The organism is Streptomyces sp. NPDC057280 (assembly GCF_042668605.1).
Lineage (GTDB): Bacteria > Actinomycetota > Actinomycetes > Streptomycetales > Streptomycetaceae > Streptomyces.
On the sequence record NZ_JBHUYR010000013.1, the window covers coordinates 153,132 to 178,682 of the forward strand.

Annotated in this window: 17 protein-coding genes and 1 pseudogene; 17 read left to right on the plus strand and 1 reads right to left on the minus strand. The window is 72.9% G+C overall.

Annotation, left to right across the window (positions count from 1 at the left end; all coding sequences use genetic code 11):
* Window positions 1-122 precede the first annotated feature (122 nt).
* From ACFUO4_RS41610 to ACFUO4_RS41635, 6 genes and pseudogenes are all read left to right on the plus strand, one after another.
* A complete protein-coding gene (locus ACFUO4_RS41610) occupies window positions 123-1,286 on the plus strand; it encodes a TadA family conjugal transfer-associated ATPase (protein ID WP_383495318.1) in 1,164 nt (387 codons plus the stop codon).
* On the plus strand, window positions 1,270-2,145 hold the full coding sequence (locus ACFUO4_RS41615) for a type II secretion system F family protein (RefSeq protein ID WP_383495321.1): 876 nt from the start codon (window positions 1,270-1,272) through the stop codon (window positions 2,143-2,145). Before ACFUO4_RS41610 ends, ACFUO4_RS41615 begins: the two co-directional genes overlap by 17 nt.
* Window positions 2,146-2,289: 144 nt before the next feature.
* Window positions 2,290-3,075: a type II secretion system F family protein gene (locus ACFUO4_RS41620; RefSeq protein WP_383495324.1), complete on the plus strand. Its 786-nt coding sequence runs from the start codon at window positions 2,290-2,292 to the stop codon at window positions 3,073-3,075.
* 90 nt (window positions 3,076-3,165) lie between these two features.
* A complete protein-coding gene (locus tag ACFUO4_RS41625) occupies window positions 3,166-3,354 on the plus strand; it encodes a DUF4244 domain-containing protein (RefSeq protein WP_383495327.1) in 189 nt (62 codons plus the stop codon).
* Window positions 3,341-3,697: a TadE family type IV pilus minor pilin gene (locus ACFUO4_RS41630; RefSeq protein ID WP_383495330.1), complete on the plus strand. Its 357-nt coding sequence runs from the start codon at window positions 3,341-3,343 to the stop codon at window positions 3,695-3,697. Before ACFUO4_RS41625 ends, ACFUO4_RS41630 begins: the two co-directional genes overlap by 14 nt.
* Window positions 3,694-4,074: pseudogene (locus tag ACFUO4_RS41635) on the plus strand (Rv3654c family TadE-like protein); the annotation flags it as partial. The gene ACFUO4_RS41630 and the pseudogene ACFUO4_RS41635, both read left to right, overlap by 4 nt.
* On the opposite strand, the gene ACFUO4_RS41640 reads toward ACFUO4_RS41635, so the two are convergent.
* Window positions 4,025-6,736: a DEAD/DEAH box helicase gene (locus ACFUO4_RS41640; protein ID WP_383495333.1), complete on the minus strand. Its 2,712-nt coding sequence runs from the start codon at window positions 6,734-6,736 to the stop codon at window positions 4,025-4,027. The pseudogene ACFUO4_RS41635 and the gene ACFUO4_RS41640 sit on opposite strands and share 50 nt — an antisense overlap.
* 81 nt (window positions 6,737-6,817) lie before the next feature.
* Between ACFUO4_RS41640 and bldG the strand changes: the two genes are divergently transcribed.
* The 11 genes from bldG to ACFUO4_RS41695 all read left to right on the plus strand — a co-directional run bounded on the left by bldG (window position 6,818) and on the right by ACFUO4_RS41695 (window position 25,492).
* Window positions 6,818-7,159, plus strand: coding sequence for an anti-sigma factor antagonist BldG (gene bldG, locus ACFUO4_RS41645; protein ID WP_005475923.1), 342 nt, complete (start codon window positions 6,818-6,820; stop codon window positions 7,157-7,159).
* Between the two features lie 119 nt (window positions 7,160-7,278).
* Complete coding sequence (locus ACFUO4_RS41650) at window positions 7,279-7,716, plus strand: ATP-binding protein (RefSeq protein WP_383495338.1); 438 nt, start codon at window positions 7,279-7,281, stop codon at window positions 7,714-7,716.
* Window positions 7,717-7,991: 275 nt separating this feature from the next.
* Entirely contained in the window at window positions 7,992-10,397 is a 2,406-nt protein-coding gene (locus ACFUO4_RS41655; protein ID WP_383495341.1) for a sodium-translocating pyrophosphatase, read from the plus strand.
* Between the two features lie 194 nt (window positions 10,398-10,591).
* Window positions 10,592-11,194 (plus strand): small secreted protein, encoded by a 603-nt coding sequence (locus tag ACFUO4_RS41660; RefSeq protein WP_079312741.1) that lies wholly within the window; start codon window positions 10,592-10,594, stop codon window positions 11,192-11,194.
* 68 nt (window positions 11,195-11,262) lie between these two features.
* Complete coding sequence (locus ACFUO4_RS41665; RefSeq protein WP_383495345.1) at window positions 11,263-12,780, plus strand: methyltransferase; 1,518 nt, start codon at window positions 11,263-11,265, stop codon at window positions 12,778-12,780.
* A gap of 168 nt (window positions 12,781-12,948) precedes the next feature.
* On the plus strand, window positions 12,949-15,528 hold the full coding sequence (locus ACFUO4_RS41670; protein ID WP_383495348.1) for a protein kinase: 2,580 nt from the start codon (window positions 12,949-12,951) through the stop codon (window positions 15,526-15,528).
* A gap of 142 nt (window positions 15,529-15,670) precedes the next feature.
* Window positions 15,671-15,868, plus strand: a complete 198-nt coding sequence (locus tag ACFUO4_RS41675; protein WP_079311351.1) for a hypothetical protein — start codon at window positions 15,671-15,673, stop codon at window positions 15,866-15,868.
* Between the two features lie 243 nt (window positions 15,869-16,111).
* Entirely contained in the window at window positions 16,112-18,937 is a 2,826-nt protein-coding gene (gene topA, locus ACFUO4_RS41680) for a type I DNA topoisomerase (protein ID WP_079311350.1), read from the plus strand.
* Between the two features lie 146 nt (window positions 18,938-19,083).
* Entirely contained in the window at window positions 19,084-22,386 is a 3,303-nt protein-coding gene (gene tmk / locus ACFUO4_RS41685; RefSeq protein WP_383495353.1) for a dTMP kinase, read from the plus strand.
* Window positions 22,387-22,550: 164 nt separating this feature from the next.
* Window positions 22,551-23,756, plus strand: a complete 1,206-nt coding sequence (locus tag ACFUO4_RS41690; RefSeq protein WP_383495356.1) for a DNA polymerase III subunit delta' — start codon at window positions 22,551-22,553, stop codon at window positions 23,754-23,756.
* A 125-nt stretch (window positions 23,757-23,881) separates the two neighbouring features.
* On the plus strand, window positions 23,882-25,492 hold the full coding sequence (locus ACFUO4_RS41695; protein WP_383495359.1) for an alpha/beta hydrolase: 1,611 nt from the start codon (window positions 23,882-23,884) through the stop codon (window positions 25,490-25,492).
* Window positions 25,493-25,551: the final 59 nt, after the last annotated feature.

A 25,551-nucleotide genomic window follows, 5' to 3' on the forward strand; every position in this document is an offset into this window, starting at 1 on the left:
GCGCGGGTGCCTTTGATGGCGCGCGGCGTGGCGAGGGCCTGGCTCCGGAGGTCTCGGGCGGGGTGCGGGGTGATGTGGGCCCGGCTCCAGGGCGGTTCGGGAGTGCGCAGGGCGGGGCCGACATGGCTCCGGAGCTTCTCGACGGTGTGCGGCAGTGGCTCGCCGAGAGCGGGGCCGAACCGACGCCCGCGCGTGTGGCGCAGGCACTGCGTGAGCAGGGGCGGGTGCTCGGGGACGCCGAAGTCCTGGGCGCCGCCGCGCGGTTGCGGTCCGAGCTGGTCGGCAGCGGGCCGTTGGAGCCGCTCCTGGCCGACCCGTCCGTCACCGATGTCCTGGTGTCGGCGCCGGACCGGGTCTGGGTGGACCGGGGCGGCGGACTGGAGCTGACGGGGGTCTCCTTCCCCGACGCCGCGGCCGTACGACGCCTCGCGCAGCGGCTGGCCGCGGTGGCCGGGCGGCGCCTCGACGACGCACGGCCGTGGGCGGACGCCCGGCTGCCCGACGGGACACGGCTCCACGCGGTGCTGCCACCGGTGGCCGTCGACTGCACCTGTCTGTCGCTGCGGGTCGTGCGGCCGCGCGCGTTCACGCTCGACGAGTTGGTGGCGGCGGGCACCGTGCCGCCGGGCGGGGACCGGGTGCTGCGGGCGCTGGTCGACGCACGGCTGTCGTTCCTCATCAGCGGCGGGACCGGCAGCGGCAAGACGACGCTGCTGAGCGCGCTGCTGGGGCTGGTCGGGCCCGGGGAGCGGATCGTGCTCGCCGAGGACTCGGCGGAACTGCGGCCCGACCATCCGCACGTCGTCCGCCTGGAGAGCAGACCGGCCAACCAGGAGGGCGCGGGTCTGGTCACGCTCCAGGACCTGGTGCGGCAGGCGCTGCGGATGCGGCCGGACCGGCTGGTCGTGGGCGAGGTGCGGGGGCCCGAAGTGGTGCATCTGCTGGCCGCGTTGAACACCGGTCACGAGGGCGGCTGCGGGACGGTCCACGCGAACGCCGCCGCCGATGTGCCGGCCCGTCTGGAGGCGCTCGGCACGGCCGCCGGGCTCGACCGGGCCGCGCTGCACTCCCAGGTGGCGGCCGCCCTGTCGGTCGTGCTGCACCTGGTGCGCGACCGGACCGGACGGCGGCGGATCGCCGAGGTGCGGGTGCTGGAACGGGATCCCTCGGGGCTGGTGTGCACGGTGCCGGCGCTGCGCTGGCGCGCGGAGGGCTTCGCGTACGAGCAGGGGTGGGAGCGGCTGCGGGGGCTGCTCGGAGAGGGATGCCATGACCGGGGTGAGTGAGATGTCGGCGGCTGCCGCCGTGGCCTGTGCCGGGGCGGTCGTCTGGTTGCTGGGCGGGCCCCATGTCGGGGCTCGACGGGCACGGCTGCTGCTCGCGGGGAGCGGCGGTGCGGCCGGCACCGGGCCGCCGCCCCTGTGGGGGCGACTGGGCGGTGAGGTGCGGCGGTTGCGGGCCGGCCTGGGGGCCGAGTGGTGGTCGGCGGCGGCAGGGGCGGTGCTCGCGGTGCTGGGGGCCTCGGTGGTGCCGCTGGTCGCCGGGTTGGCCGGGGTGCCGTTGCTGCGGCGGGTGCGGTTGGCCCGGCGGGAGCGGCGGGCTCGGGAGCGGCGCGGGGACGCGGTCATCGCGCTGTGCGGGGTGCTCGCCGGAGAGGTGCGGGCCGGGCGGCAGCCGGGCGAGGCCCTGCTGCGGGCCGCGCGCGACGGCGACGGGCTCGGTGACGCGCAGGCGGCCGTGCTGGCGGCGGCGCGGTTCGGCGGTGACGTGCCGGACGCGCTCGCGGCGGCGGCACGGCAGCCGGGGGCCGACGGGCTGCTGGGGCTCGCGGCGTGCTGGCGGGTGGCTGTGGACCGGGGTGCGGGGCTGGCCGCGGGGGTCGACCGGCTCGAAGCGGCCTTGCGCGCCGAGCGGGATCAACGCGCCGACCTGCGCGCCCAGTTGTCGGGCGCCCGCGCCACGGCCCTGATGCTCGCCGGCCTGCCGGTCCTGGGCCTGCTGCTCGGCACGGCCCTCGGCTCCGACCCGCTCCACGTCCTGCTGCACACGGGACCGGGGCTGGGGTGCCTGGTGGTGGGCGGGGTGCTGGAGGGGCTGGGGATGTGGTGGGCGATGCGGATCGTGCGGGGAGCGGAGGCGGTGTGAGCGGGGCGCGGGGCGGTGATGGGCCGGGGCGTGCGGAGAAGGGGGCTGTGAGACGGGGGAGGGCCGGGGCGTGCGGAGGAGGGGGGCTGTGAGACGGGGGAGGGGCGCTGGTGGGCCGGAGCGGCGGAGCGTGAGGAGGGTGCGGTGAGTGCGGAGGTTGTCCACAGGTTGGGGGCAGTGGTGGGGGCCTTGCTGGTTCTCGCGTGGGGGGCGAGGTGGGTCGAGCGGGTGCGCCGCGAGCGGGCGGTTCGGCGGCGACTGGCCCGGCTCGTGGCGCGGGAGGCGAAGTCCGCGGGGCCGCGGGGTGACCCGCGGAAGGCCGTGCGGCGGTGGCTGCCCTCGGCGGGCGTGGTGGCCGGCGGGTGGGCTCTCGTCGGGGGTGTCGCCGGGGTCGCCGTCGGGCTGGGCGTGGCCGTCGGGCTGTGGTGGTGGCGCAGGCGGCAGACGGCCGCGGGCGCCGAGGAGGAGTACGACGCCGGAGAGGCCGCGCGTCAACTGCCCCTCGCGGCCGATCTGCTGGCGGCCTGTATCGCGGCCGGTGCCGGACCGGTGGTCGCGGCGCAGGCCGTGGGCGAGGCGCTGGGCGGCCCGGTCGGGGAGGGGCTGGCGCGGGGCGCGGCGGAGGTGCGGCTGGGCGGTGAACCCGGCGACGCCTGGCGCCGACTGGCCTCGATGCCGGGCGCCGGACCCCTGGCGCGGCTGCTGGAACGGGCCGACGTCTCGGGACTGCCCGCCGCCGTCCCCGTCGCCCGGCTCGCCTCGGAGGCCCGGGCCGACTGGGCGCGCACCGCGACGGCACGGGCCCGGCGGGCCGCCGTCCTCGTGACCGCGCCGGTGGGGCTGTGTTTTCTGCCCGCGTTCATCGCGGTGGGGGTGCTGCCCATCGTGATCGGACTGGCGGGCGCGGCCATGGGAGGGGGTGGTGGATGACGGGGGCGGGCGTGAGCCGGCTGCGGTGATCGAGAAGTAAGAGATGGCAGAGCAGAAGAGACAACAGAGCTGATCCTTACGGGGGTTGAGATGTACAAGGTGGTACTCGCGCGGCTTCGAACGGCGCGGAAGGACACGGGGATGGTCACCTCGGAGTACGCGATGGGGATCGTCGCGGCGGTGGCGTTCGCGGTCGTCCTCTACAAGGTGGTGACCAGCGGGGCCGTCAGCGCGGAGCTCCAGGGCATCGTGAAGCAGGCCCTCGATGCGCGGATGTGAACGGGACCGCGCGGACCGGGGGTTCGTCACGGCGGAGTCCGCCGTGGTGCTGCCCGTGCTGGTGATGTTCGCGATGGCGCTGGTGTGGGGGCTGCTCGTGGTGGCCGCGCAGATCCAGTGCGTGGACGCGGCTCGGACGGGGGCCAGGGCGGCGGCGCGGGAGGACCCGGCAGACGCGGTCGTCGAAGTGGCCCGCGGGGCGGCGCCGCGCGGTGCGAAGGTCACGGTCAGCCGGGAGAAGACGCAGGTCCGGGTGGTGGTCGTGGCCAGGCCGCCGGTGCTGGGCGGGTTGCCGTTCGAGGTGCGGGAGGAGGCCGTGGCCTCGGTGGAGGGCTGGAGATGAGCGGGCGCGGTGTGCGTCGGCGGGGGATCGGTTCCGACCGTGGCTCCGCCACCGTGTGGAGCGTCGGTGCGATCGCCGTGCTCTGCGTGGTGTTCGGGGTCGTGCTCGCTCTGGGGCAGGCCGTGGTGACCCGGCATCGTGCGGCCGGCGGTGCGGATCTGGCGGCGCTCGCGGCGGCGGACCACTGGGCCGAGGGCGCTACCGCGGCCTGCGCCAGGGCCGGTCGGGTGGCCGTGGCGCAGGGCACGCGGCTCGTGCGGTGCGCGCTGGTGGGTGACGTCTCGGACGTGACGGCGACGGCAGGGCGGGGGCCGTTCGCGGCGGAGGTCAGGGCCCGGGCGGGACCGGCGGAACAGCCGGTCCCGGCGCCGGATCCTGGAGATCCACTTCCGGCGCCGAACCCTCCGCCGACGTCTGGTGACCGGCTTCCGGGACCGAACCTTGCGCCGGCGCTTGGTGACCGGCTTCCGGGACCGACCCCTCTGCCAGCGCCTGGGAACCGGCTTCCGGGACCGAACGCTCCGCCGGCGCCTGGGGACCAGCTTCCGGAGCCACCCCCTCCGTCGGCCCCGAGGACCCAGCCGCCCCCTCCCCCGGCGCCCCCCGCAGCAACGCCGTGAGCAACCGCACCGCCCCCCTCTTGTGCAACGGGTCGTTGCCGTTGCCGCACTTGGGGGACTGGATGCAGGACGGGCAGCCGGCGTCGCACTCGCAGGAGGCGATGGCTTCGCGGGTGGCGGTGAGCCAGGCGCGGGCGGTGTGGAAGGCGCGCTCCGCGAAGCCCGCGCCGCCGGGGTGGCCGTCGTAGACGAAGACCGTCGGGAGGAGGGTGTCGGGGTGCAGGGGGATGGACACCCCGCCGATGTCCCAGCGGTCGCAGGTCGCGAAGAGGGGGAGCAGGCCGATGGAGGCGTGTTCGGCGGCGTGCAGGGCGCCGCCGAGGATCTCGGGGTTGATGCGGGCCTCGTCCAACTGGTCCTCGGTGACGGTCCACCACACCGCGCGGGTGCGCAACGTACGAGGAGGGAGGTCGAGTTTCGTCTCGCCCAGGACCTCGCCGGTGATGAGGCGGCGGCGGAGGAAGGAGACCACCTGGTTGGTGACCTCGACGGAGCCGTAGCACAACCGGCCCTGGCCCCAGGGGACTTCGACGTCCGTCTCCAGGACGGCGATGGAGGTGGTGTCGCGGGCCACGGTCGAGTACGGCGGGTTCGCTTCCGACACCAGCGCCACCGAGTCCTCCAGGTCCAGGGACCGGACCAGATAGGTGCGGCCCTGGTGGAGGTGGACGGCGCCCTCGTGGACGGTCGTGTGGGCCGCGCCCGCGTCGACCGTGCCGAGCAGGCGGCCCGTGCCGGACTCGACGATCTGCACCGGGCGGCCGCCGCCGCCGCGGATGTCGGCGAGGTCGGCGGCGGACTCCCTGCGGGTCCAGTGCCAGGCCTTGGTGCGGCGGCGCAGCAGCTTCGCGGCCTCCAGCTGGGGGAGCAGGCCCGCGGTCTCCGGGCCGAACAGCTCCAGGTCCTCGTCCGTCAGCGGAAGTTCCGCCGCCGCCGCACACAGGTGCGGGGCGAGGACGTAGGGGTTGTCCGGGTCGAGGACCGTCGTCTCCACAGGGCGGTCGAAGAGGGCCTCGGGGTGGTGGACGAGGAAGGTGTCCAGGGGGTCGTCGCGGGCGACCAGGACGGCCAGGGCGCCCTGCCCGGAGCGGCCCGCCCGGCCGGCCTGCTGCCACAGGGACGCGCGCGTGCCCGGGTAGCCGGCGATGACGACGGCGTCCAGACCGGAGACGTCGATGCCCAGCTCCAGGGCCGTCGTCGCCGCCAGCCCCAGCAATTCGCCCGAGTGGAGGGCCTGCTCCAGGGCGCGGCGCTCCTCCGGGAGATAGCCGCCGCGGTAGGCGGCGACACGCCGGGCCAGCGAGCGGTCGACCTCGGCCAGCCGTTCCTGGGCGATGACCGAGATGAGCTCGGCGCCGCGCCGGGAGCGGACGAAGGCGACCGAGCGGACGCCCTGGACCGTCAGGTCGGTCAGCAGGTCGGCCGTCTCGGCGGTGGCCGTGCGGCGGACCGGCGCGCCCTTCTCGCCCTGCATCTCGGTGAGCGGGGGCTCCCAGAGGGCGAAGACCAGCTCACCGCGCGGGGAGGCGTCGTCGGCGACCTCGACGACCGGCAGGCCGGTGAGGCGGCGGGCGGCGACCGCGGGCTCGGCGGCGGTCGCGGAGGCCAGCAGGAAGACCGGCGAGGAGCCGTAGCGGGCGCAGAGGCGGCGCAGTCGGCGCAGGACCTGGGCGACGTGGGAGCCGAAGACGCCGCGGTAGGTGTGGACCTCGTCGATGACGACGTACCTGAGCGCCTTCAGGAAGGAGGACCAGCGGGGGTGGGACGGGAGGATGCCGCGGTGCAGCATGTCGGGGTTGGTCAGCACGTAGTTGGCGTACTGGCGGATCCACTCGCGTTCCTCGAACGGGGTGTCACCGTCGTAGACGGCTGGTCGAACTGAATTGCCCAGCGGTTGTGAAAGTTCCTTCACGGAACGGCACTGATCCGCCGCGAGCGCCTTCGTCGGGGCGAGGTAGAGCGCGGTGGCGCCGCGGCCGTTGGGGGCCTCGGAGCCGTCCAGGAGGGCCGACAGGACGGGCGTGAGGTACGCCAGGGACTTGCCGGAGGCGGTGCCGGTGGCGACGACCACCGACTCGCCGTCCAGGGCGTGCTCCGCGGCGCGTGCCTGGTGGGCCCAGGGGTGCTCGATGCCCGCCGCCTGCACGGCCGCGAGCACCTCCGGGCGAATCCGGTCAGGCCAGACGGCATGCCGACCCGCCCGCGGGGGCAAGTGCTCCGTATGAGTGATGCGCGAAGCACGGCTCGGCCCCGAGGCGAGCCTGCCCAGCACCGTGCCCGGGTCCACCCGGGATACGGCGTCCGTCGGGGATCGATCGGATCGGTGATTCTTGGCCATCGGCACCGAGTGTGTCACCGGCGTGACGGACAATGGGACCAAGGCGTCGTGCACGCCTGCCGGTAAGTGATTGAATGCCATCGCGGCTGGCGAACCGTCCTGGGGGCTCTGCCGAGAGTGTCCTAACGGGCGACCGCTCGATAGCAAGGTGCTGGAGGATCCGTGGACCTGTCCCTGTCGACCCGTACCGTCGGCGATCGTACGGTCGTCGAGGTCGGTGGCGAAATCGACGTATATACCGCGCCCAAGCTGCGCGAGCAGCTGGTCGAGCTGGTGAACGACGGGAGTTTCCACCTCGTCGTCGACATGGAGGGCGTGGACTTCCTCGACTCCACCGGGCTCGGCGTGCTGGTCGGCGGCCTGAAGCGGGTGCGTGCCCATGAGGGCTCGCTGCGCCTGGTCTGCAACCAGGAGCGCATTCTGAAGATCTTCCGCATCACCGGTCTCACCAAGGTGTTCCCGATCCACACCTCGGTCGACGAAGCGGTGGCGGCGACCGACTGAACCAGCGGACCGGGCGTGGTGACCTGAACCGCGCCCGGGACGGCTGTAGTACCTGGGGGGTCCGGACAAATCGGCGGTCCGGTCCCCCGACAGCACGCCCGTAGTTCCGAGGGGGATGCATGGCCACCGTTGAACTCCGCTTCAGCGCGCTGCCCGAGCACGTCCGGACCGCCCGCCTGGTGGCGGCGGCGGTGGCGCGCAGGTCCGGAGTGGACGAGGCCGTGCTCGACGAGGTGCGGCTCGCCGTCGGCGAGGCCTGTTCCCGTGCCGTCGGACTGCACCGGAACGGCGGCATCACCGCTCCGGTGAAGGTGCTGCTGATCGAGGAGGAGAAGCAGTTCTCCATCGAGGTCGGCGACGAGGCGCCGCGTTCGGCCCCGGGTGACCGGGCGCCCGGCGCGGCGGCCGAGGACCCGGACGCGGAGACCGAGGAGGACGAGATGGGCCTCGCGGTCATCAGCGGCCTCGTCGACGACGTGGAGGTCACCGCGGGGGAGCACGGCGGGTCGATCCGTATGACCTGGCCGACCACTCCGCCGGCCGCAACGCTTCCCTGACCTTCATATATACGAGTACATGCGAGTACATACTTGCAGAACATCAAAGGGCTCCGCTCCGGCGGGGCCCTTTGTATTTTCGGAATTCGTGAAATGATTCACGATCAGTCAATGCCTTTGGGGCATTAGCTCTTTCGGGTTCTGTGGCGTGACGTCGATCATTTGCTGAAGAGCATGTGAAGGCGAATTCCGTTTACCGCCCACTGTTTTGATCAGGTTCCGCTACCTACAATCCGTCCACATCTTGAGCTCAGCCCAAGCGTCAAGGAGGACGAATGGCGGGGCTTTCTACCCCTCAGTTGGACCATCCCACTTCTCTCGCAGCCGCGGTCCTGACGGACGACAACCGGATCATCGTCTGGGTGATCGCCGCCGTCGCGGTGGCCGCGCTCGTGGTCGCGGGTGTCCTGGTGCGCCAGGTGCTCGCGGCGGGCGAGGGAACCGACAGCATGAAAGAGATCGCAGCGGCCGTACAGGAAGGCGCCAACGCCTATCTGGCCCGGCAGCTGCGCACACTCGGCGTATTCGCCGTGGTCGTGTTCTTCCTGCTCATGCTGCTGCCCGCGGACGACTGGAATCAGCGTGCCGGTCGATCCGTCTTCTTCTTGATCGGCGCGGGGTTCTCGGCGGCCACCGGATATATCGGCATGTGGCTCGCCGTGCGCAGCAATGTGCGCGTTGCCGCGGCGGCACGGGAAGCGACCCCGGCGGAAGGTGAACCGGAAAAGGATCTCACCGCCGTCTCGCACAAAGCAATGAAGATCGCTTTCCGCACGGGCGGCGTCGTCGGCATGTTCACGGTGGGGCTCGGTCTGCTGGGCGCCTCCTGTGTCGTGCTGGTGTACGCGGCCGACGCGCCGAAGGTGCTCGAGGGCTTCGGCCTCGGGGCCGCCCTGATCGCCATGTTCATGCGTGTCGGCGGCGGCATCTTCACCAAGGCCGCCGACGTCGGCGCCGACCTGGTCGGCAAGGTCGAGCAGGGCATTCCGGAGGACGACCCGCGCAATGCCGCGACCATCGCCGACAACGTGGGCGACAACGTCGGCGACTGCGCCGGTATGGCGGCCGACCTCTTCGAGTCGTACGCCGTGACCCTGGTCGCCGCGCTGATCCTCGGCAAGGCGGCGTTCGGTGACTCCGGGCTCGCCTTCCCGCTGATCGTGCCCGCGATCGGTGTGCTGACCGCCATGATCGGCATCTTCGCGGTGGCGCCGCGCCGGTCCGACCGCAGCGGCATGTCCGCGATCAACCGGGGGTTCTTCATCTCCGCGGTGATCTCGCTCGTGCTGGTCGCCGTGGCCGTCTTCGCGTACCTGCCGTCGTCGTACGCCGATCTCGACGGCGTCACCGACGGCGCGATCTCCGGGAAGGACGGCGACCCGCGGATCCTCGCGCTCGTCGCGGTCGCCATCGGCATCCTGCTGGCCGCCGTCATTCAGCAGCTGACCGGCTACTTCACCGAGACCAGCCGCCGTCCCGTCAGGGACATCGGCAAGACCTCGCTCACCGGCCCGGCCACCGTCGTCCTCGCCGGTATCTCCGTCGGTCTCGAATCGGCCGTCTACACCGCCCTGCTGATCGGCCTCGGCGTCTACGGGGCGTTCCTGCTCGGCGGTACGTCGATCATGCTGGCGCTGTTCGCGGTGGCGCTGGCCGGCACCGGTCTGCTCACCACAGTCGGCGTGATCGTCGCCATGGACACCTTCGGTCCCGTCTCCGACAACGCCCAGGGCATCGCCGAGATGTCCGGTGACGTCGAGGGCGCGGGCGCGCAGGTGCTCACCAACCTGGACGCCGTGGGCAACACCACCAAGGCCATCACCAAGGGCATCGCCATCGCCACCGCCGTCCTGGCGGCGTCGGCGCTCTTCGGGTCGTACCGTGACGCGATCCTCACGGGCGCGCAGGACGTCGGGGAGAAGGTGTCCGGCGAGGGCGCCCCGATGAACCTGATGATGGACATCTCGCAGCCCAACAACCTCGTCGGCCTCATCGCGGGCGCCGCGGTCGTCTTCCTCTTCTCCGGGCTCGCCATCAACGCCGTGTCGCGGTCGGCGGGTTCCGTGGTCTACGAGGTGCGGCGGCAGTTCCGCGAGCGGCCCGGGATCATGGACTACAGCGAGAAGCCGGAGTACGGCAAGGTCGTCGACATCTGTACGAGGGACGCCCTGCGCGAGCTCGCCACACCCGGGCTGCTCGCCGTCATGGCGCCGATCTTCATCGGGTTCACGCTCGGTGTCGGCGCGCTCGGCGCGTATCTCGCGGGCGCGATCGGGGCGGGCACGCTCATGGCGGTGTTCCTCGCCAACTCCGGCGGTGCCTGGGACAACGCCAAGAAGCTCGTCGAGGACGGCCATCACGGCGGCAAGGGCAGCGAGGCCCACGCCGCGACCGTCATCGGCGACACGGTCGGCGACCCCTTCAAGGACACCGCCGGGCCCGCGATCAACCCGCTGCTGAAGGTGATGAACCTCGTCGCGCTGCTCATCGCGCCTGCGGTCATCAAGTTCAGCTACGGCGAGGACAAGAGCATCGGCGTCCGGATCGGGATCGCCCTGCTCTCGCTCGCCGTGATCGTCGGCGCGGTCTACGTCTCCAAGCGGCGCGGGATCGCCGTGGGGGACGAGGAGGACGGTGCCAAGAGGGTGGCGAGTTCGGCCGACCCCGCGGTGGTGTCGTAGGCGGTCTTGCGACAGCCTCCTCACCTGGGGCGGGCGGGCGGCGCGGTGGATGCGCTGCCCGCCCGCTCTGTGTGCGCACGCCCCCTTCGTGACCCTTCTCTCACTTGGTGCAAATGGCTTTAATGCATGACTTATCGGACGTCCTGCTTGTAGATGTCCTCCAGGTGCCGTGTATGTTCCGGGGCCGAGGAGCCATGGAAGGGACCAATCCGGTGAACAAGAAGCTCGCAGCCGCGCTGTCCGGCGGTGCGGTACTGGCGATGGCGCTGTCGGCATGCAGCAGCGGTGACGACAACAGCGAGAAGCTGGACGCCTGGGCCAAGCAGGTCTGTGACGCCGTCCAGCCGCAGGCCAAGAAGATCGAGGCCGCGAACGCCGCGATCCAGCAGCAGACCTCGGACAACAGCAAGCCGGAGGACGTCCAGAAGACCGACGCCCAGGCCTTCCAGGACATGTCCGACGCCTACAAGGCGATCGGCGCGGCCGTGCAGAAGGCCGGGGCCCCCGACACCGGCGACAGCAAGAACGCCGAGAAGAAGCAGCTGGACGCGGTCAAGGAGCTCAACAGCCTGTCCGCCTCCTACGCGTCTCTCAAGAAGCAGGTCGACGAGCTCGACACGAAGGACCAGGGCAAGTTCGCGGACGGCCTCAAGGACGTCGCGACCGAGCTCGACAAGCTGAGCACCAGCGGCAGCGACGCCCTCAAGAACCTCGAAGAGGGTGACGTCGGCAAGGCGATGGCCCAGCAGGAGAGCTGCAAGAGCGCGTCCGCCACGCCGTCGGCGACGAACGGCTGACACCCGCTCCGGCCGTCCCGGCGCCGCAGGCACCGCCTGCGGCGCCGGTTTGCGTCCACAATGGGGTGGTGAGTGACTCCAGCCTTGCCCCCCTGCCCTCCGCCGACCGCCCCGACGTCGCCGCCGCCCTGCGCGACGCCCTCCTGGGCGCCTCCTTCACCGCCGACGGCCTGCTCGAACTGCTCGGCGCGCCCGCGTACGCGGCGCTCGCCCGCAGCGAGACGGTGCCCGCGCTGCGGGCCACCCGCGGGGACAGCGCGCTGGAGGTGCTCGTACGGCTCTTCCTGCTCCAGCAACCCGTGCTCCACGCGCGCGTGGCGGACGTACTGCCCCTGGAGGCGTGTCTGGAGGCCGGGTGGCTGGTGCGGGCCGGTGCCGAGGAAGTGGCCGCGACGGTGGACGTACGGCCGTACGGCGGGCCCGACGGCGAGGACTGGTTCATCGTGTCCGACCTGGGGTGCGCCGTGGGCGGCGCCGGGGGCATCGGCAGCCGCGAGGAGGGCGTCGTCCTCGGCGTCGGCGGCGCCTCCACGACCCTCGCCGGCATCACCGTCCGCACGCCCGTCGGCGCCGCGCTCGACCTCGGCACCGGGTCCGGCATCCAGGCGCTGCACGCCGCTCGGCACGCCACGCGCGTGACGGCGACCGACCTCAACCCGCGCGCGCTGCACATCACCGCGCTGACCCTGGCCCTGTCCGGCGCCCCCGCGGCCGACGTGCGGGAGGGCTCCCTCTTCGAGCCGGTGCGCGACGACGAGACGTACGACCTGATCGTCTCCAACCCGCCCTTCGTGATCTCGCCGGGCGCCCGGCTGACGTACCGGGACGGCGGGATGGGCGGGGACGATCTGTGCCGGTCGCTCGTTCAGCAGGCGGGGGAACGGCTGAACGAGGGCGGGTTCGCGCAGTTCCTCGCCAACTGGCAGCACGTGGAAGGGGAGGACTGGCAGGACAGGCTCAGGTCGTGGGTGCCGCGCGGTTGCGACGCGTGGATCGTCCAGCGCGAGGTGCAGGACGTCACGCAATACGCCGAGCTGTGGCTCAGGGACGCCGGTGACCACCGTGGGGACCCGGCCGAGTACCAGGCGCTGTACGACGCCTGGCTGGACGAGTTCGAGGCGCGCAAGGTGAAGGCGGTCGGGTTCGGCTGGATCACCCTGCGCAAGACGGCGGCCGCCGTGCCCTCGGTCATCGCGGAGGAGTGGCCGCACCCCGTCGAGCAGCCGCTCGGCGACACCGTCGCGGCGCACTTCGAGCGGCTCGACTATCTGCGGGACCACGACGACGCGGCGCTGCTGGAAGGGCACTTCAAGCTGGCGCCGGAGATCGTGCAGGAGCAGGTCGGGCTGCCCGGCGCCGAGGACCCGGAGCATGTGGTGCTGCGCCAGAACCGCGGCATGCGCCGCGCCACCAAGGTGGACACCGTCGGCGCGGGCTTCGCCGGCGTGTGCGACGGCTCGCTGAGCGCGGGGCGGATCCTGGACGCGATCGCGCAACTGGTGGGCGAGGACCCGGTGTTGCTGCGGGACCGTACACCGGCGCAGATCCGGGTGCTGGTGGAGCAGGGGTTCCTGGAGCCGGCGTGAGTGCGACGCCTGCGCCCCGCGCACACGCCTGAGGCGCGTGCGCCAGGTCTGGCCTGATTGGTGACGAAAAGGTCTCCTGTCAGTGGGGCGTGCGAGGCTACCTTCGAGGGGCAGGCCCGACGCGTCCTCGGGGGAGGCGTACCCGCTCGGGCCTCGGGGGGAGGCGTGATGTCGGGGGAGACGCCGGATCACGGTGAAGGCAGGGTCGTCGGCGGCCGCTACCGGCTGCTGCGGACGCTCGGCGCGGGCGGCATGGGCCGGGTCTGGCTGGCGTACGACGACGAGTTGGCGTGCGAGGTCGCGCTGAAGGAGATCGCGCTTCCGGACGTACCGATGGACGCGAGCGAGCCCGCGCAGCGCATCGCGCGGGCCCGCAGCGAGGCGCGGCACGCGGCGCGGCTGCGCGGGCATCGCCACGTGGCGACGGTGCATGACGTGGTGGTGCACGAGGGACTGCCGTGGATCGTCATGGAGTACGTGCCGGACGCGGTCGACCTCCAGGCGGTGGTGCGGAGTTCGGGGCCGCTGCCGCCCGTCCAGGCGGCCCGCGTCGGACTCGCCGTGCTCGACGCGCTGACCGCGGGGCACCGGATCGGCATCCTCCACAGGGATGTGAAACCGGCCAACATCCTGCTGGGCTCGGATGCTTCAGGCGACCCGTACGCGCGCGTGCTGCTCACCGACTACGGCATCGCCCTCCAGCCCGAGTCCCGGGAACCCCGGCTCACCGCCACGGCGGGCATCCTCGGCACGCCCGGCTATCTCGCGCCGGAGCGCGCGCGTGGGGAGCCGCCGTCACCGGCCGCGGATCTGTTCTCGCTGGGCGCGACCCTGTACTGGGCCGTGGAGGGCCACGGCCCCTTCGACCGAAACGGCGAGTACGCGACCCTGACGGCCCTGCTCGGGGAGGAACCGACGGCACCGGTACGGGCCGGTGAACTGGCACCCGTACTCCAGGGGTTGCTGGTGAAGGACCCGGTGCGCAGGTCGTCGCCGGAGGCGGTGGCGCGGGGGCTGGAGCGGGTGGTGCGAGGGGCATCGCCGGGTTGGCCCGCGGCGGCGGGAGAGGCGGGACAGGCGGGGGCAGGTGTCGACGCCGGGGCGGCGGCGGGGTTCGGCGCGACGCCCGGATTCGGGCCGCCGCACGGTGGGTTCGGTGCGGGTGCAGGGGCGTTCGGTGCGGGTGAGGGGGCGGGCGGGCAACCGGTCGGCTCCGGTGCCGCTCCGGGAGGCGGGCTGATGGACGGCTCACCGCCGGGGTACGTCGCGAGTACGTCGCCGGGGTGGGCCAGCGGGGGTGGCGGGGGTGGTGGTGCGGGGCCTGGGACGCCGGGTGCCCCGCAGACGCCGGGTGCTCCGCAGGCACCTGGGACGCCGCAGACGCCGGGCACGCCGGGTGGGGGCTTCACGCCGGGGGCGCCGCCGTCGTCGGGTGGGGGCTTCACGCCAGGCGTTCCGCCGTCGTCGGGCGGGCCCTTCACGCCGGGCGCCCCGCAGACGCCCCACACGCCGGGAGCAGCAGCCGGCGGAGGTGGGGCGGCCGGGGCCGCGTACGACCCGTGGCGGCAGGCCGCCGTCCCTCAGCAGCCGTCCTCACCCTCGCCCGAGCCCGGCAACCCCTATGCGCAAGGGCCCTACGCGAGCAGCGGCGGCCCCACGCCCTACGGCCCCTACGCGGGCGGCGGCGCCCCGTCGCCGTACGGCAGCAGTCCGACGCCGCCCTACGCCGGCAGCGCCGCTGTCGCCGCGAGCCCCACCCAGCCCTACCTGGGCGGCACGTCCGGAGCCGGCTGGGGTACGGGTGGGCCGGGGATGCCCGGAGCCGGTCCACCCGCGCCGCCTCCCCGGGACAAGAAGCGGCTCGCGCTGATCGCTCTCGTCGTGGCCGCCGTCCTCGTCGTCGCCGGCGGCACCTGGCTGGCCGTCTCGCTGACCAAGGACAGCGGCGACGGAGACACGAACAACACGGCGAACAAGCCGCCCACCTCCAGCGTCCCCAAGAGCGATCCGCCGCCGACCGGGCCCGTGCTGCCGTACGGCGATGTCGTCGGCCTCAGCGAGCCGTTGGAGACCGGCGACTGCGTGCAGGCGGTCTGGTCGGGGACGCCGTTCAAGTCGGAGCCGAACCTCGGCGTGGTGGACTGCGCCGAGGACTGGCCGGACGGACAGGTCGTCGCCGTCGACACGGCCACCGACTACGCCGACGCGCGCGCGGAGGGTGCTCAGCGCTGCGCGAACCAGACGCGCGCGGTCGTCGACGCCCTTCCCGACGCGGCGCTCTACGCCGTCGTACCGACGAAGGCGGGCTTCACCGCGGCCAACAGCGGTACGGCATGTCTCGTACTGGGCCGCCATGCGGCGATAGGCGGTGAGGTCGGCCGGCTGCGGGACGAGGGCACGCGGCTGTGGGTGGGTCAGATGAGCACCGGCGACTGCTGGATCTACGAGGAGCAGGACGACGGCTACAACGCCCCGCTCACCGACTGCGTGAAGCCCCACACCGACCAGGTCATAGGCGTGGTTCAGGCACCCGAGGAAATGACCTACGAGAAAGGTTCCGACAACGCGACCAAGCTGTGCCGCAACAAATTCGAGTCGACCTGGGCGCCCGGTTCGGAGCGCACCGTCTACGGCTGGGTGGCCGACGAGGAGGACTGGAACAAGGGGTTCAAGAAGGCCGTGTGCACGGTGAGCCGGACCGACGGCGAGAAGACGACCGGAAAGATACCCGCGCCCGGTTCGGTCTGAGCCCGGCCGGGGCCGGCCGCCCCGGCCGTCCACAGCCGGGCCGGTCCGGCGTTCACCTCGGGTTCGCCTGGCCGCCGCCCGTGCGTGTCAACCTCCATGCCCGAGGGCACGCGCGGTCGGGAGAAAAGGGGCACGGGGAGCCATGGAGAGCGGACCGGCGATCTTCGCGGGATCGGTGTTCGCGCTGTTCGGGACCGGACTGCTGGCGTGGACCGCGGTCCGCGCACGGCACCGGGAACCGGTGGCGCACGGTGTGAGCCCGGTCGCATCGGCGATGATCGCGAGCTGTGCCGCGGTGATCGCGCTCGTCGTCGGCGCATGGTGCTTCACCCAGCTGTGACGACCATGGAAAGGCCGAGGTCCCGGTAATTGGGAGGGGGTCCTCCACTAAGGCTCGAAATGGCCGGTGGGTACTCCGGGCGGCAGGAATGGCGGTAGTCGGGTTACCGTTCGAGTGGCCGTTGCGGGCTTTTCCCGTTTGACACGGGGGCGGGATGTACCGTCACACTCCGCAGCGTCACCATGACCCGACCCCGGGGACCGCCTGGGGAGGCCCCAGCGTCGACCGGAGAGAAGAGCGAAGTTGTCCCCGACCAGCGAGACCGCACACGGCGGCCGCCGACTCGTCATCGTCGAGTCGCCAGCCAAGGCGAAGACGATCAAGGGCTACCTCGGCCCTGGATACGTCGTCGAGGCGAGCGTCGGGCACATCCGCGACCTCCCCAACGGCGCCGCGGAGGTGCCGGAGAAGTACACCGGCGAGGTGCGCCGCCTCGGCGTGGACGTCGAGCACGACTTCGAGCCGATCTATGTCGTCAACGCCGACAAGAAGGCCCAGGTCAAGAAGCTCAAGGACCTGCTGAAGGACTCCGACGAGCTCTTCCTCGCCACCGATGAGGACCGCGAGGGCGAGGCCATCGCGTGGCACCTCCTGGAAGTGCTGAAGCCCAAGGTCCCGGTCAAGCGCATGGTGTTCCACGAGATCACCAAGGACGCGATCCGGGCCGCCGTCGCCAACCCGCGCGACCTCAACCAGCGCATGGTCGACGCCCAGGAGACCCGCCGCATCCTCGACCGTCTCTACGGCTACGAGGTCTCGCCGGTCCTGTGGAAGAAGGTCATGCCGCGCCTTTCGGCGGGCCGTGTCCAGTCGGTCGCCACGCGGCTCGTCGTCGAGCGGGAGCGCGAGCGCATCGCCTTCCGCTCCGCCGAGTACTGGGACCTGACCGGCACCTTCGGCACCGGTCGCGCCGGTGACCCGAGCGACCCGTCGACCCTGGTCGCCCGGCTCCAGACGGTCGACGGCAAGCGGGTCGCGCAGGGCCGTGACTTCGACTCGCTGGGCCAGATCAAGGGCGCGAACACCCTCCACCTCGACGAGGCCAACGCCCGGGCGCTGGCCGCCGCGCTGGAGAACACTGACTTCGCCGTCCGGTCCGTCGAGTCCAAGCCGTACCGCCGCTCGCCGTACGCCCCGTTCCGTACGACGACCCTCCAGCAGGAGGCCAGCCGCAAGCTCGGCTTCGGCGCGAAGGCGACCATGCAGGTCGCTCAGAAGCTGTACGAGAACGGCTACATCACCTACATGCGTACGGACTCCACGACGCTCAGCGACACCGCTGTCGCCGCGGCCCGCGCGCAGGTCACGCAGCTGTACGGCGCCGACTACCTGCCGTCGAGCCCGCGGACGTACGCCGGGAAGGTCAAGAACGCGCAGGAGGCGCACGAGGCGATCCGGCCCTCGGGTGATCGTTTCCGCACGCCCGCCGAGACCGGTCTGACCGGCGACCAGTTCAAGCTGTACGAGCTGATCTGGAAGCGGACCGTCGCCTCCCAGATGAAGGACGCGACCGGCAACTCCGTCACGGTCAAGATCGGCGGCACCGCCGCCGACGGCCGGGACGTCGAGTTCAGCGCCTCCGGCAAGACGATCACCTTCCACGGCTTCCTGAAGGCCTACGTCGAGGGCGCCGACGACCCGAACGCCGAGCTGGACGACCGCGAGCGCCGGCTGCCGCAGGTCAGCGAGGGCGACCGGCTCTCCGCCGAGGAGATCACGGTCGACGGGCACGCCACCAAGCCCCCGGCCCGCTACACCGAGGCCAGCCTGGTCAAGGAGCTCGAAGAGCGCGAGATCGGCCGCCCGTCGACGTACGCGTCGATCATCGGCACCATCCTCGACCGCGGCTATGTCTTCAAGAAGGGCACGGCCCTCGTCCCGTCCTTCCTGTCCTTCGCCGTGGTCAACCTCCTGGAGAAGCACTTCGGGCGGCTCGTCGACTACGACTTCACCGCCAAGATGGAGGACGACCTCGACCGCATCGCCCGCGGTGAGGCCCAGTCCGTGCCGTGGCTGAAGCGGTTCTACTTCGGCGAGGGCACCCCCGAGAGCGGCGGCGCGGCCGAGGCCGGCAACGGCGACGGGGACCACCTCGGCGGCCTCAAGGAGCTGGTGACCGACCTGGGCGCGATCGACGCGCGCGAGGTGTCGTCGTTCCCGGTGGGCAACGGCATCGTGCTCCGCGTGGGCCGCTACGGTCCGTACATCGAGCGCGGCGAGAAGGACTCCGAGGGCCACCAGCGCGCGGACGTGCCGGAGGATCTCGCTCCGGACGAGCTGTCGGTCGAGTACGCCGAGGAGCTGCTCGCCAAGCCCAGCGGCGACTTCGAGCTCGGCGCCGACCCGGTCAGCGGCAACCAGATCATCGCCCGCGCCGGCCGCTACGGCCCGTACGTCACCGAGGTGCTCCCCGAGGGCACCCCGAAGACCGGCAAGAACGCCGTGAAGCCGCGGACGGCCTCGCTGTTCAAGTCGATGTCCCTGGACACGGTGACGCTGGAGGACGCCCTCAAGCTGATGTCGCTGCCGCGCGTGGTCGGCGTCGACGCCGAGGGCCAGGAGATCACCGCGCAGAACGGGCGCTACGGGCCGTACCTGAAGAAGGGCACGGACTCACGTTCGCTCACCTCCGAGGAGCAGCTCTTCACGATCACCCTCGAAGAGGCGCTCGCGATCTACGCCCAGCCCAAGCAGCGCGGCCGGGCCGCCGCCAAGCCGCCGCTGAAGGAGCTCGGCACCGACCCGGTCAGCGAGAAGCCGGTCGTGGTCAAGGACGGCCGCTTCGGCCCGTACGTCACCGACGGGGAGACCAACGCGACCCTGCGCTCCGGCGACAGCGTCGAGGACATCACCCCCGAGCGCGGCTACGAACTCCTCGCCGAGAAGCGGGCGAAGGGCCCCGCCAAGAAGACCGCGAAGAAGGCGCCCGCCAAGAAGACGGCCGCGAAGAAGGCCACCCCGGCCAAGAAGACGGCCGCCAAGAAGACCGCCGCGAAGAAGACGACGACGGCCGCGAAGAAGACCACCGCGAAGAAGGCGGCGGCTTCGAAGACGGCGTCGGAGGACTGAGACCGGCGGCACCGGGGGCTGTTTTCGGCCCTGTTGCCCCACTGAGGCTTCGCGAAACGAACGCCCCGGCATCACTTTGGTGTCGGGGCGTGCGCACGTTCGGACGGGCGCCGCGGTCTGTCGGCGCTGCCCGATAGGCTGAAAGCATGACGCGAGCCGAGCAGCCAACGGCCCACCACCCGGCCCCCGACGACGCCCTTGCCGCGGACTCCCGCGAGCGCGCCGTCCGCGCCCTGCTGCGCCAACCACAGCTGAAGAGGCTGTGGAGCGCCCAGCTGGTGAGCGGTGTCGGCGACACCCTCGCCCTTCTGGTCGTGGTCCTCCTCGCCCTCCAGGCGGCGATCGCCGAGGGCTCCTTCGGGGGTGGGTACCGAGGGGTGGCGTTCGCAGTGGCGACCGTCTTCGGGGTACGCATCCTGGCCACGCTGCTGTTCGGCGCGGTGCTCCTCGGCCCGCTGACGTCCCTCACCGCGCAGGAGGGGCCGCTCGACCGCCGGTGGACCATGGTCGGCGCGGACGGGGTGCGGGCGGCGCTGCTGATCGTCGCGCCCCTGTGGATCGACTGGACGCCTCAGAACGCGCTGGCGATGCTCCTGGTGACGGCCTTCGTCACCGGAGTCGCCGAGCGCTTCTGGTCGGTGTGCCGCGAGAGCGCGGCGCCCGCCCTGCTCCCGGCCCCGCCGCCGGAGGGCGCGACGGTACGACCGCTGCCGGACCACCTGGACGCGTTGCGCCGCCTGTCGCTGCGTACGGGCTTCGTGGCGATCCCGCTGGCCGCCGCCGCGCTGGTGACCGCCGCGCTCGTCAACAACCTTCTGGGCGCCGGGATCGACTGGTTCGACCAGCACCAGGCCGCCCTCGCCTCGTATGTCGCGGCGGGGCTGTTCGCCGCGTCGCTCTCCGTGCTGACCTTCCTGGAGCTGCCCGACACGCGTACCCCGCGCGCGCGTTCGCCGCTGGAGGGCCTGCGCCGCCCCAAGACGGGCACCGGCGTCGACAAGGGCCGCACGGGAGTGCTGCCGCTGCTGGTCCTCGCCTCCGCCGCCGTCGCGGGCGCGGTCTCCGCGGCCGTCGCCGTCTCCGTGCTGCACGCCAAGGACCTGGGCGGCGGGCCGGTGACGTACGGCCTGCTGGTGCTCGCGCTGACCGGCGGGGTCGTCGTCGGCATCCGTACGGCGCCCAAGGTGCTGGTCTCGCTGTCGCGCCGCCGGCTGCTCGCGCTGGCGATCGCCTTCACCGGCGTCGCCCTGCTGGCCGCGGGCCTGGTCCCGGACGTCACCACCGTCCTCCTGATCGTCGTGCTTGCCGGCATCGGCGCGGGCGTGGCCGCCAACACCGGGCACGCGCTGCTCGACCAGGAGACCGAGGACCACCGCCGCCCCCGCACGACCGAGCATCTGCACGCGGTCGTACGGGTGTTCGTGGCGCTCGGCGCCGTCATCGCCCCGCTGGTCGCCGCGCTGATCGGGCCGCACCGGCTGGAGAGCGGCAAGTTCGTCTTCGCGCACGGCGGGGCCGCGTTCACGCTGATGCTGGTCGGCGCGCTGCTGCTGCCGGTGGCCGCGCTGGTGCTCGCCAAGGTCGACGACCGCGCCGGAGTGCCGCTGCGGCACGACCTGCGGGACGCGCTGCTCGGCGGCGACGACCCGGTGACGGCGCCCATGGCCACAGGGTTCTTCATCGCCCTGGAGGGCGGCGACGGCGCCGGGAAGTCCACCCAGGCCGAGGCGCTCGCCGAGTGGATCAGGGCCAAGGGACACGAGGTCGTGGTCACGCGCGAGCCGGGCGCGACCCCGGTCGGCAAGCGGCTGCGGTCCATCCTGCTCGACGTGTCCTCGGCCGGACTGTCGCACCGCGCGGAGGCGCTGCTGTACGCGGCGGACCGCGCGGAGCACGTCGACACCGTCGTCCGGCCCGCCCTGGAGCGCGGCGCGGTCGTCATCTCCGACCGGTACATCGACTCCTCGGTGGCCTACCAGGGCGCGGGCCGCGACCTGTCCCCGACCGAGGTGGCCCGCATCAACCGCTGGGCCACGCACGGACTGGTCCCGCATCTGACCATCCTGCTCGACGTCTCCCCGGAGATCGCCCGGGAGCGGTTCACCGAGGCGCCCGACCGGCTGGAGTCGGAGCCGGCGGAGTTCCACGCGCGCGTGCGCTCCGGGTTCCTCACGCTCGCCGCCGCCGACCCCGGCCGGTACCTGGTGGTGGACGCGGGCCAGGAGCCCGAGGCCGTCACCACCGTCGTACGCCACCGGCTTGACCAGATGCTGCCGCTCTCCGAGCAGGAGATCCGCGAGCAGGAGGAGGCCCGGCGCAAGGCCGAGGAGGAAGCCCGCCGCAAGGCCGAGGAAGAGGCCGCGCGCAAGGCCGAGGAAGAGCGCCTGGAGCGGGAGCGCCAGGAGCAGTTGGAGCGGCTGCGCGCCGAGGAGGAGGAGCGCAAGCGGCGCGAGCTGGAGGAGGCGCAGCGGCGAGAGGCCGAACGGCAGGCGGAGGAGGCCCGGTTGCGGGCCGAGGAAGCGCGTAAGCGGGCCGAGGAGGAACGGCAGCGGCTGCTCGCCGAGGAGAAGGCCCGCGCGGAGGAGGAGGCCCGCCGCAGGGCCGAGGAGGAGCGGCGGCGCAAGCAGGCCGAGGAAGAGGCACGGCTGCACGCCGAGGCCGAGGCGCGGCGTCTGGAGAAGCAGCGCAAGGCCGAGGAGGCGCTGCTGCGGGCCGAGGAGGCGCGCCGGCTCGCCGAGCAGGCGTCCGCGGCGGCCGAGGCGGGCCCGAAGAAGCCGACGCCGCCCGCGGTGGCGCCGGACGCGGCGACCGTGCCCACGCCGGTGGTGACGCCGACGAACGCGTCGGGCGGGCCGGTGGAGGAGACGGCGGTCCTGCGCAAGGCCTCCGACAGCGCCTCCGGAGAGGCGGATGCCGGTGAGGGGGGTTCGGCTGAGGCGCGTGGTGCTGCGGGACGTGGCGCCGAGGGGCGGGTCCCCGACAGTGAGGTGACCGCCGAGCTGCCCAAGCCTCCGCCCGCTTCGGCCGTGGACGAGACGGCGGTGCTGCCTCCTGTCGTGCCGGGTGCGGCGGACGAGACGGCGGTGCTGCCGCCGGTCGTGCCGGGGGCGGCGGACGAGACCGCCGTGCTGCCGCCGGTTGCGCCCGGGGCCGCTGACGAGACGGCCGTGCTGCCGCCTGTGCCGGGGGAGGATCCCGCGGACCGGGTGCCGCCGGGGTTCTTCCGGGAGGAGCAGCCGCGGCCCGACGGAGCGGAGGACCGTACGCGTGAGCTGCCTCAGGTCGACGAGACCGGAGCGCCACGGCGACGGACCCGGTCGGACTGGGCCGAGGAGACTCCGCTGGACGATCTGCCGTCGCTGGCGGACGAGTTGCTGGGCCCGCGGGACCGGGACGGCGACGAGTTCGGCGACGGGCGTGGGCGGCGTGGCCGGGGGCGCCGGGGCTGAGGCCGGATGCGCTGAGGTCGGGTGCGGGGCGGCGTTGTCAGTGCCGCACCGCACAATGGAATCCGCGACCCCGAACCAGGGAAATCGCGACCCCGAACACGGGAATCCGCGACCCGAGCAATGGAATCCGCGACCCCGGCCATGACGAAAGGGCGGCGTGAGGCATGACCGTCTGGGACGACCTCGTCGGACAGGAGAAGGTGAGTGAGCAGCTGAGCGCTGCCGCTCGGGACGCCGACGCGTTCGTCACCGCCGCCGCTACCGACGCGCCGCCGCCCGCCGCGTCGAAGATGACGCACGCGTGGCTGTTCACCGGCCCGCCGGGCGCGGGGCGTACGCAGGCCGCGCGGGCCTTCGCCGCGGCGCTGCAGTGCGTGAGCCCGGACCGGGCGCTCGGCGGCGTCCCCGGCTGCGGATTCTGCGACGGCTGCCACACCGCCCTCGTCGGCACGCACGCGGACGTCACCACGGTCGCCGCCGTCGGTACGCAGATCCTCGCCGACGACATGCGGGACACCGTCCGGAAGTCCTTCACGTCCCCGGCGAACGGCCGCTGGCAGGTGATCCTCGTCGAGGACGCCGAGCGGCTGAACGAGAAGTCGGCCAACGCCGTGCTGAAGGCGGTCGAGGAGCCCGCCCCCCGCACGGTCTGGCTCCTCTGTGCCCCCTCCATCGAGGACGTCCTCCCCACCATCCGCTCCCGCTGCCGGCACCTCAACCTGCGGACGCCCTCCGTGGACGCGGTCGCCGACCTTCTCGTACGACGTGAAGGCATCGAGCCCGCCGTGGCGGCGGCCGTCGCCCGGGCCACGCAGGGGCATGTCGACCGGGCCCGCCGGCTGGCCACCGACCCCGCCGCGCGGGAGCGCAGGGCCGCCGTTCTGAAGCTCCCCCTGCGCGTGGACGATGTCGGCGGCTGCCTCAAGGCCGCGCAGGAACTCGTCGACGCCGCCGCCGAGGACGCCAAGCTGCTCGCCGAGGAGAGGGACGGCAAGGAGACCGAGGAGCTGAAGGCGGCGCTGGGCGCGGCCCAGGGCGGGCGGCTGCCGCGCGGCACGGCGGGCGTGATGAAGGACCTGGAGGACAAGCAGAAGCGCCGCAGAACCCGGACCCAGCGCGACAGCCTGGACGTGGCGCTGACCGACCTCACCGGCTTCTACCGCGACGTCCTCGCCCTCCAGCTCGGCTCGCGCGTGGCCATCGCCAACGCGGATGCGGAAGACGCCCTGGAGCGGCTCGCCCGCGGCAGCTCCCCGGAGGCCACGCTCCGCCGCATCGAGGCGATCGCCGCCTGCCGCGACGCCCTGGACCGCAATGTGGCGCCGCTGCTGGCGGTGGAGGCGATGACGATGGCGCTGCGAGCGGGCTGACTCGGCCGACCCGACCGCGGCACGCCTCCGTACCGACGATCAACAGGAGGTTGACCAGGTAACTCGTACGAGCCGGATTGTGTACGGAGAGCGTTCATGTCACTGCGCACAGTTACGCTCACGTGATGCACATCAGGCGCCGTCTCCGCTCCGCAGCCCCGCCCGTCCGGCCCCTCACCCCGCCCCGCCACCGGCGTACCCGCACCGGCGGTGCCGTGCTCGCCGTCGCCGCGCTGCTCGTCTCCGCCTGCTCCGGGAGCTCGTCGGGCTCCCCGAGCTCGGCCGCGGAGGCGGCGCTGGCCGCCCTGCCGAAGGCCACGCCGGCCGCGCTCACGTCGTACTACGGGCAGAAGCTGAGCTGGCGCAGCTGCGGTGTCCCCGGCTTCCAGTGCGCCACGCTGAGGGCGCCGCTCGACTACGACAAGCCGGACGCCGGTGACGTCCGCCTCGCCGTCGCCCGCAAGAAGGCCACCGGCTCCGGCAAGGCGCTCGGCTCGCTGCTGGTCAACCCGGGCGGGCCGGGCGGCTCGGCGATCGGCTACCTCCAGGCGTACGCCGGGATCGGCTACCCGGCCGCGGTCCGCGCGCGGTACGACATGGTCGCGGTCGACCCGCGCGGCGTCGCCCGCAGCGAGCCCGTGGAGTGCCTCGACGGGCGCGAGATGGACGCGTACACGCAGACCGACACGACACCCGACGACGCGGAGGAGACCGACGAACTCGTCGCCGCGTACCAGAAGTTCGCGGAGGGCTGCGGGGCGCGGTCGCCCGAGCTGCTGCGCCATGTGTCCACCGCCGAGGCGGCCCGGGACATGGACATCCTGCGGGCCGCGCTGGGCGACGCGAAGCTGACGTACGTGGGGGCGTCGTACGGGACGTTCCTCGGGGCGACGTACGCCGGACTGTTCCCGGACCGGGTCGGGCGGCTGGTCCTGGACGGCGCGATGGACCCGTCGCTGCCCGCCCGTCGGATGAACCTGGACCAGACGGCGGGGTTCGAGACGGCGTTCCAGTCGTTCGCGCGGGACTGCGTGCGGCAGCCGGACTGCCCGCTGGGGAAGCGGGCGGACCAGGTGGGGGCCAGGCTGAAGGCCTTCTTCCGCAAGCTCGACGCGCACCCGATCCCCACCGGCGACGCGGACGGCCGCAAGCTCGGCGAGGCCCTCGCCACGACCGGCGTGATCGCGGCGATGTACGACGAGGGTGCCTGGGCGCAGCTGCGTGAGGCGCTGACGTCGGCGATGAAGGAGAACGACGGCGCGGGGCTGCTGTTCCTGTCGGACAGCTACTACGAGCGCGACGCCGACGCCCGCTACTCGAACCTGATGTTCGCCAACGCCGCCGTGAACTGCCTCGACCTCCCGCCGGCGTTCTCGACGCCGGACGAGGTGCGCGAGGCGCTCCCCGAGTTCGAGAAGGCGTCCCCGGTCTTCGGCGAGGGCCTGGCCTGGGCCTCCCTGAACTGCGCGTACTGGCCGGTGCGGGCCACGGGCGAGCCGCACCGCATCGCCGCACGCGGCGCCGCCCCGATGGTCGTCGTCGGCACCACGCGCGACCCGGCGACCCCGTACCGCTGGGCCCGCGCCCTGGCCGCCCAGCTCACGTCGTCCCGCCTCCTCACCTACGAGGGCGACGGCCACACCGCGTACGGCCGCGGCAGCACCTGCATCGACTCCGCGATCAACACGTACCTGCTCCGCGGCACGCCTCCGGCACAGAGCAAACGCTGCGCCTAGCCCCTCCACCCAGCCCCGGAATCACCGCCTCCGGGGCTGGTGCGGAGCACCCCCGGAAA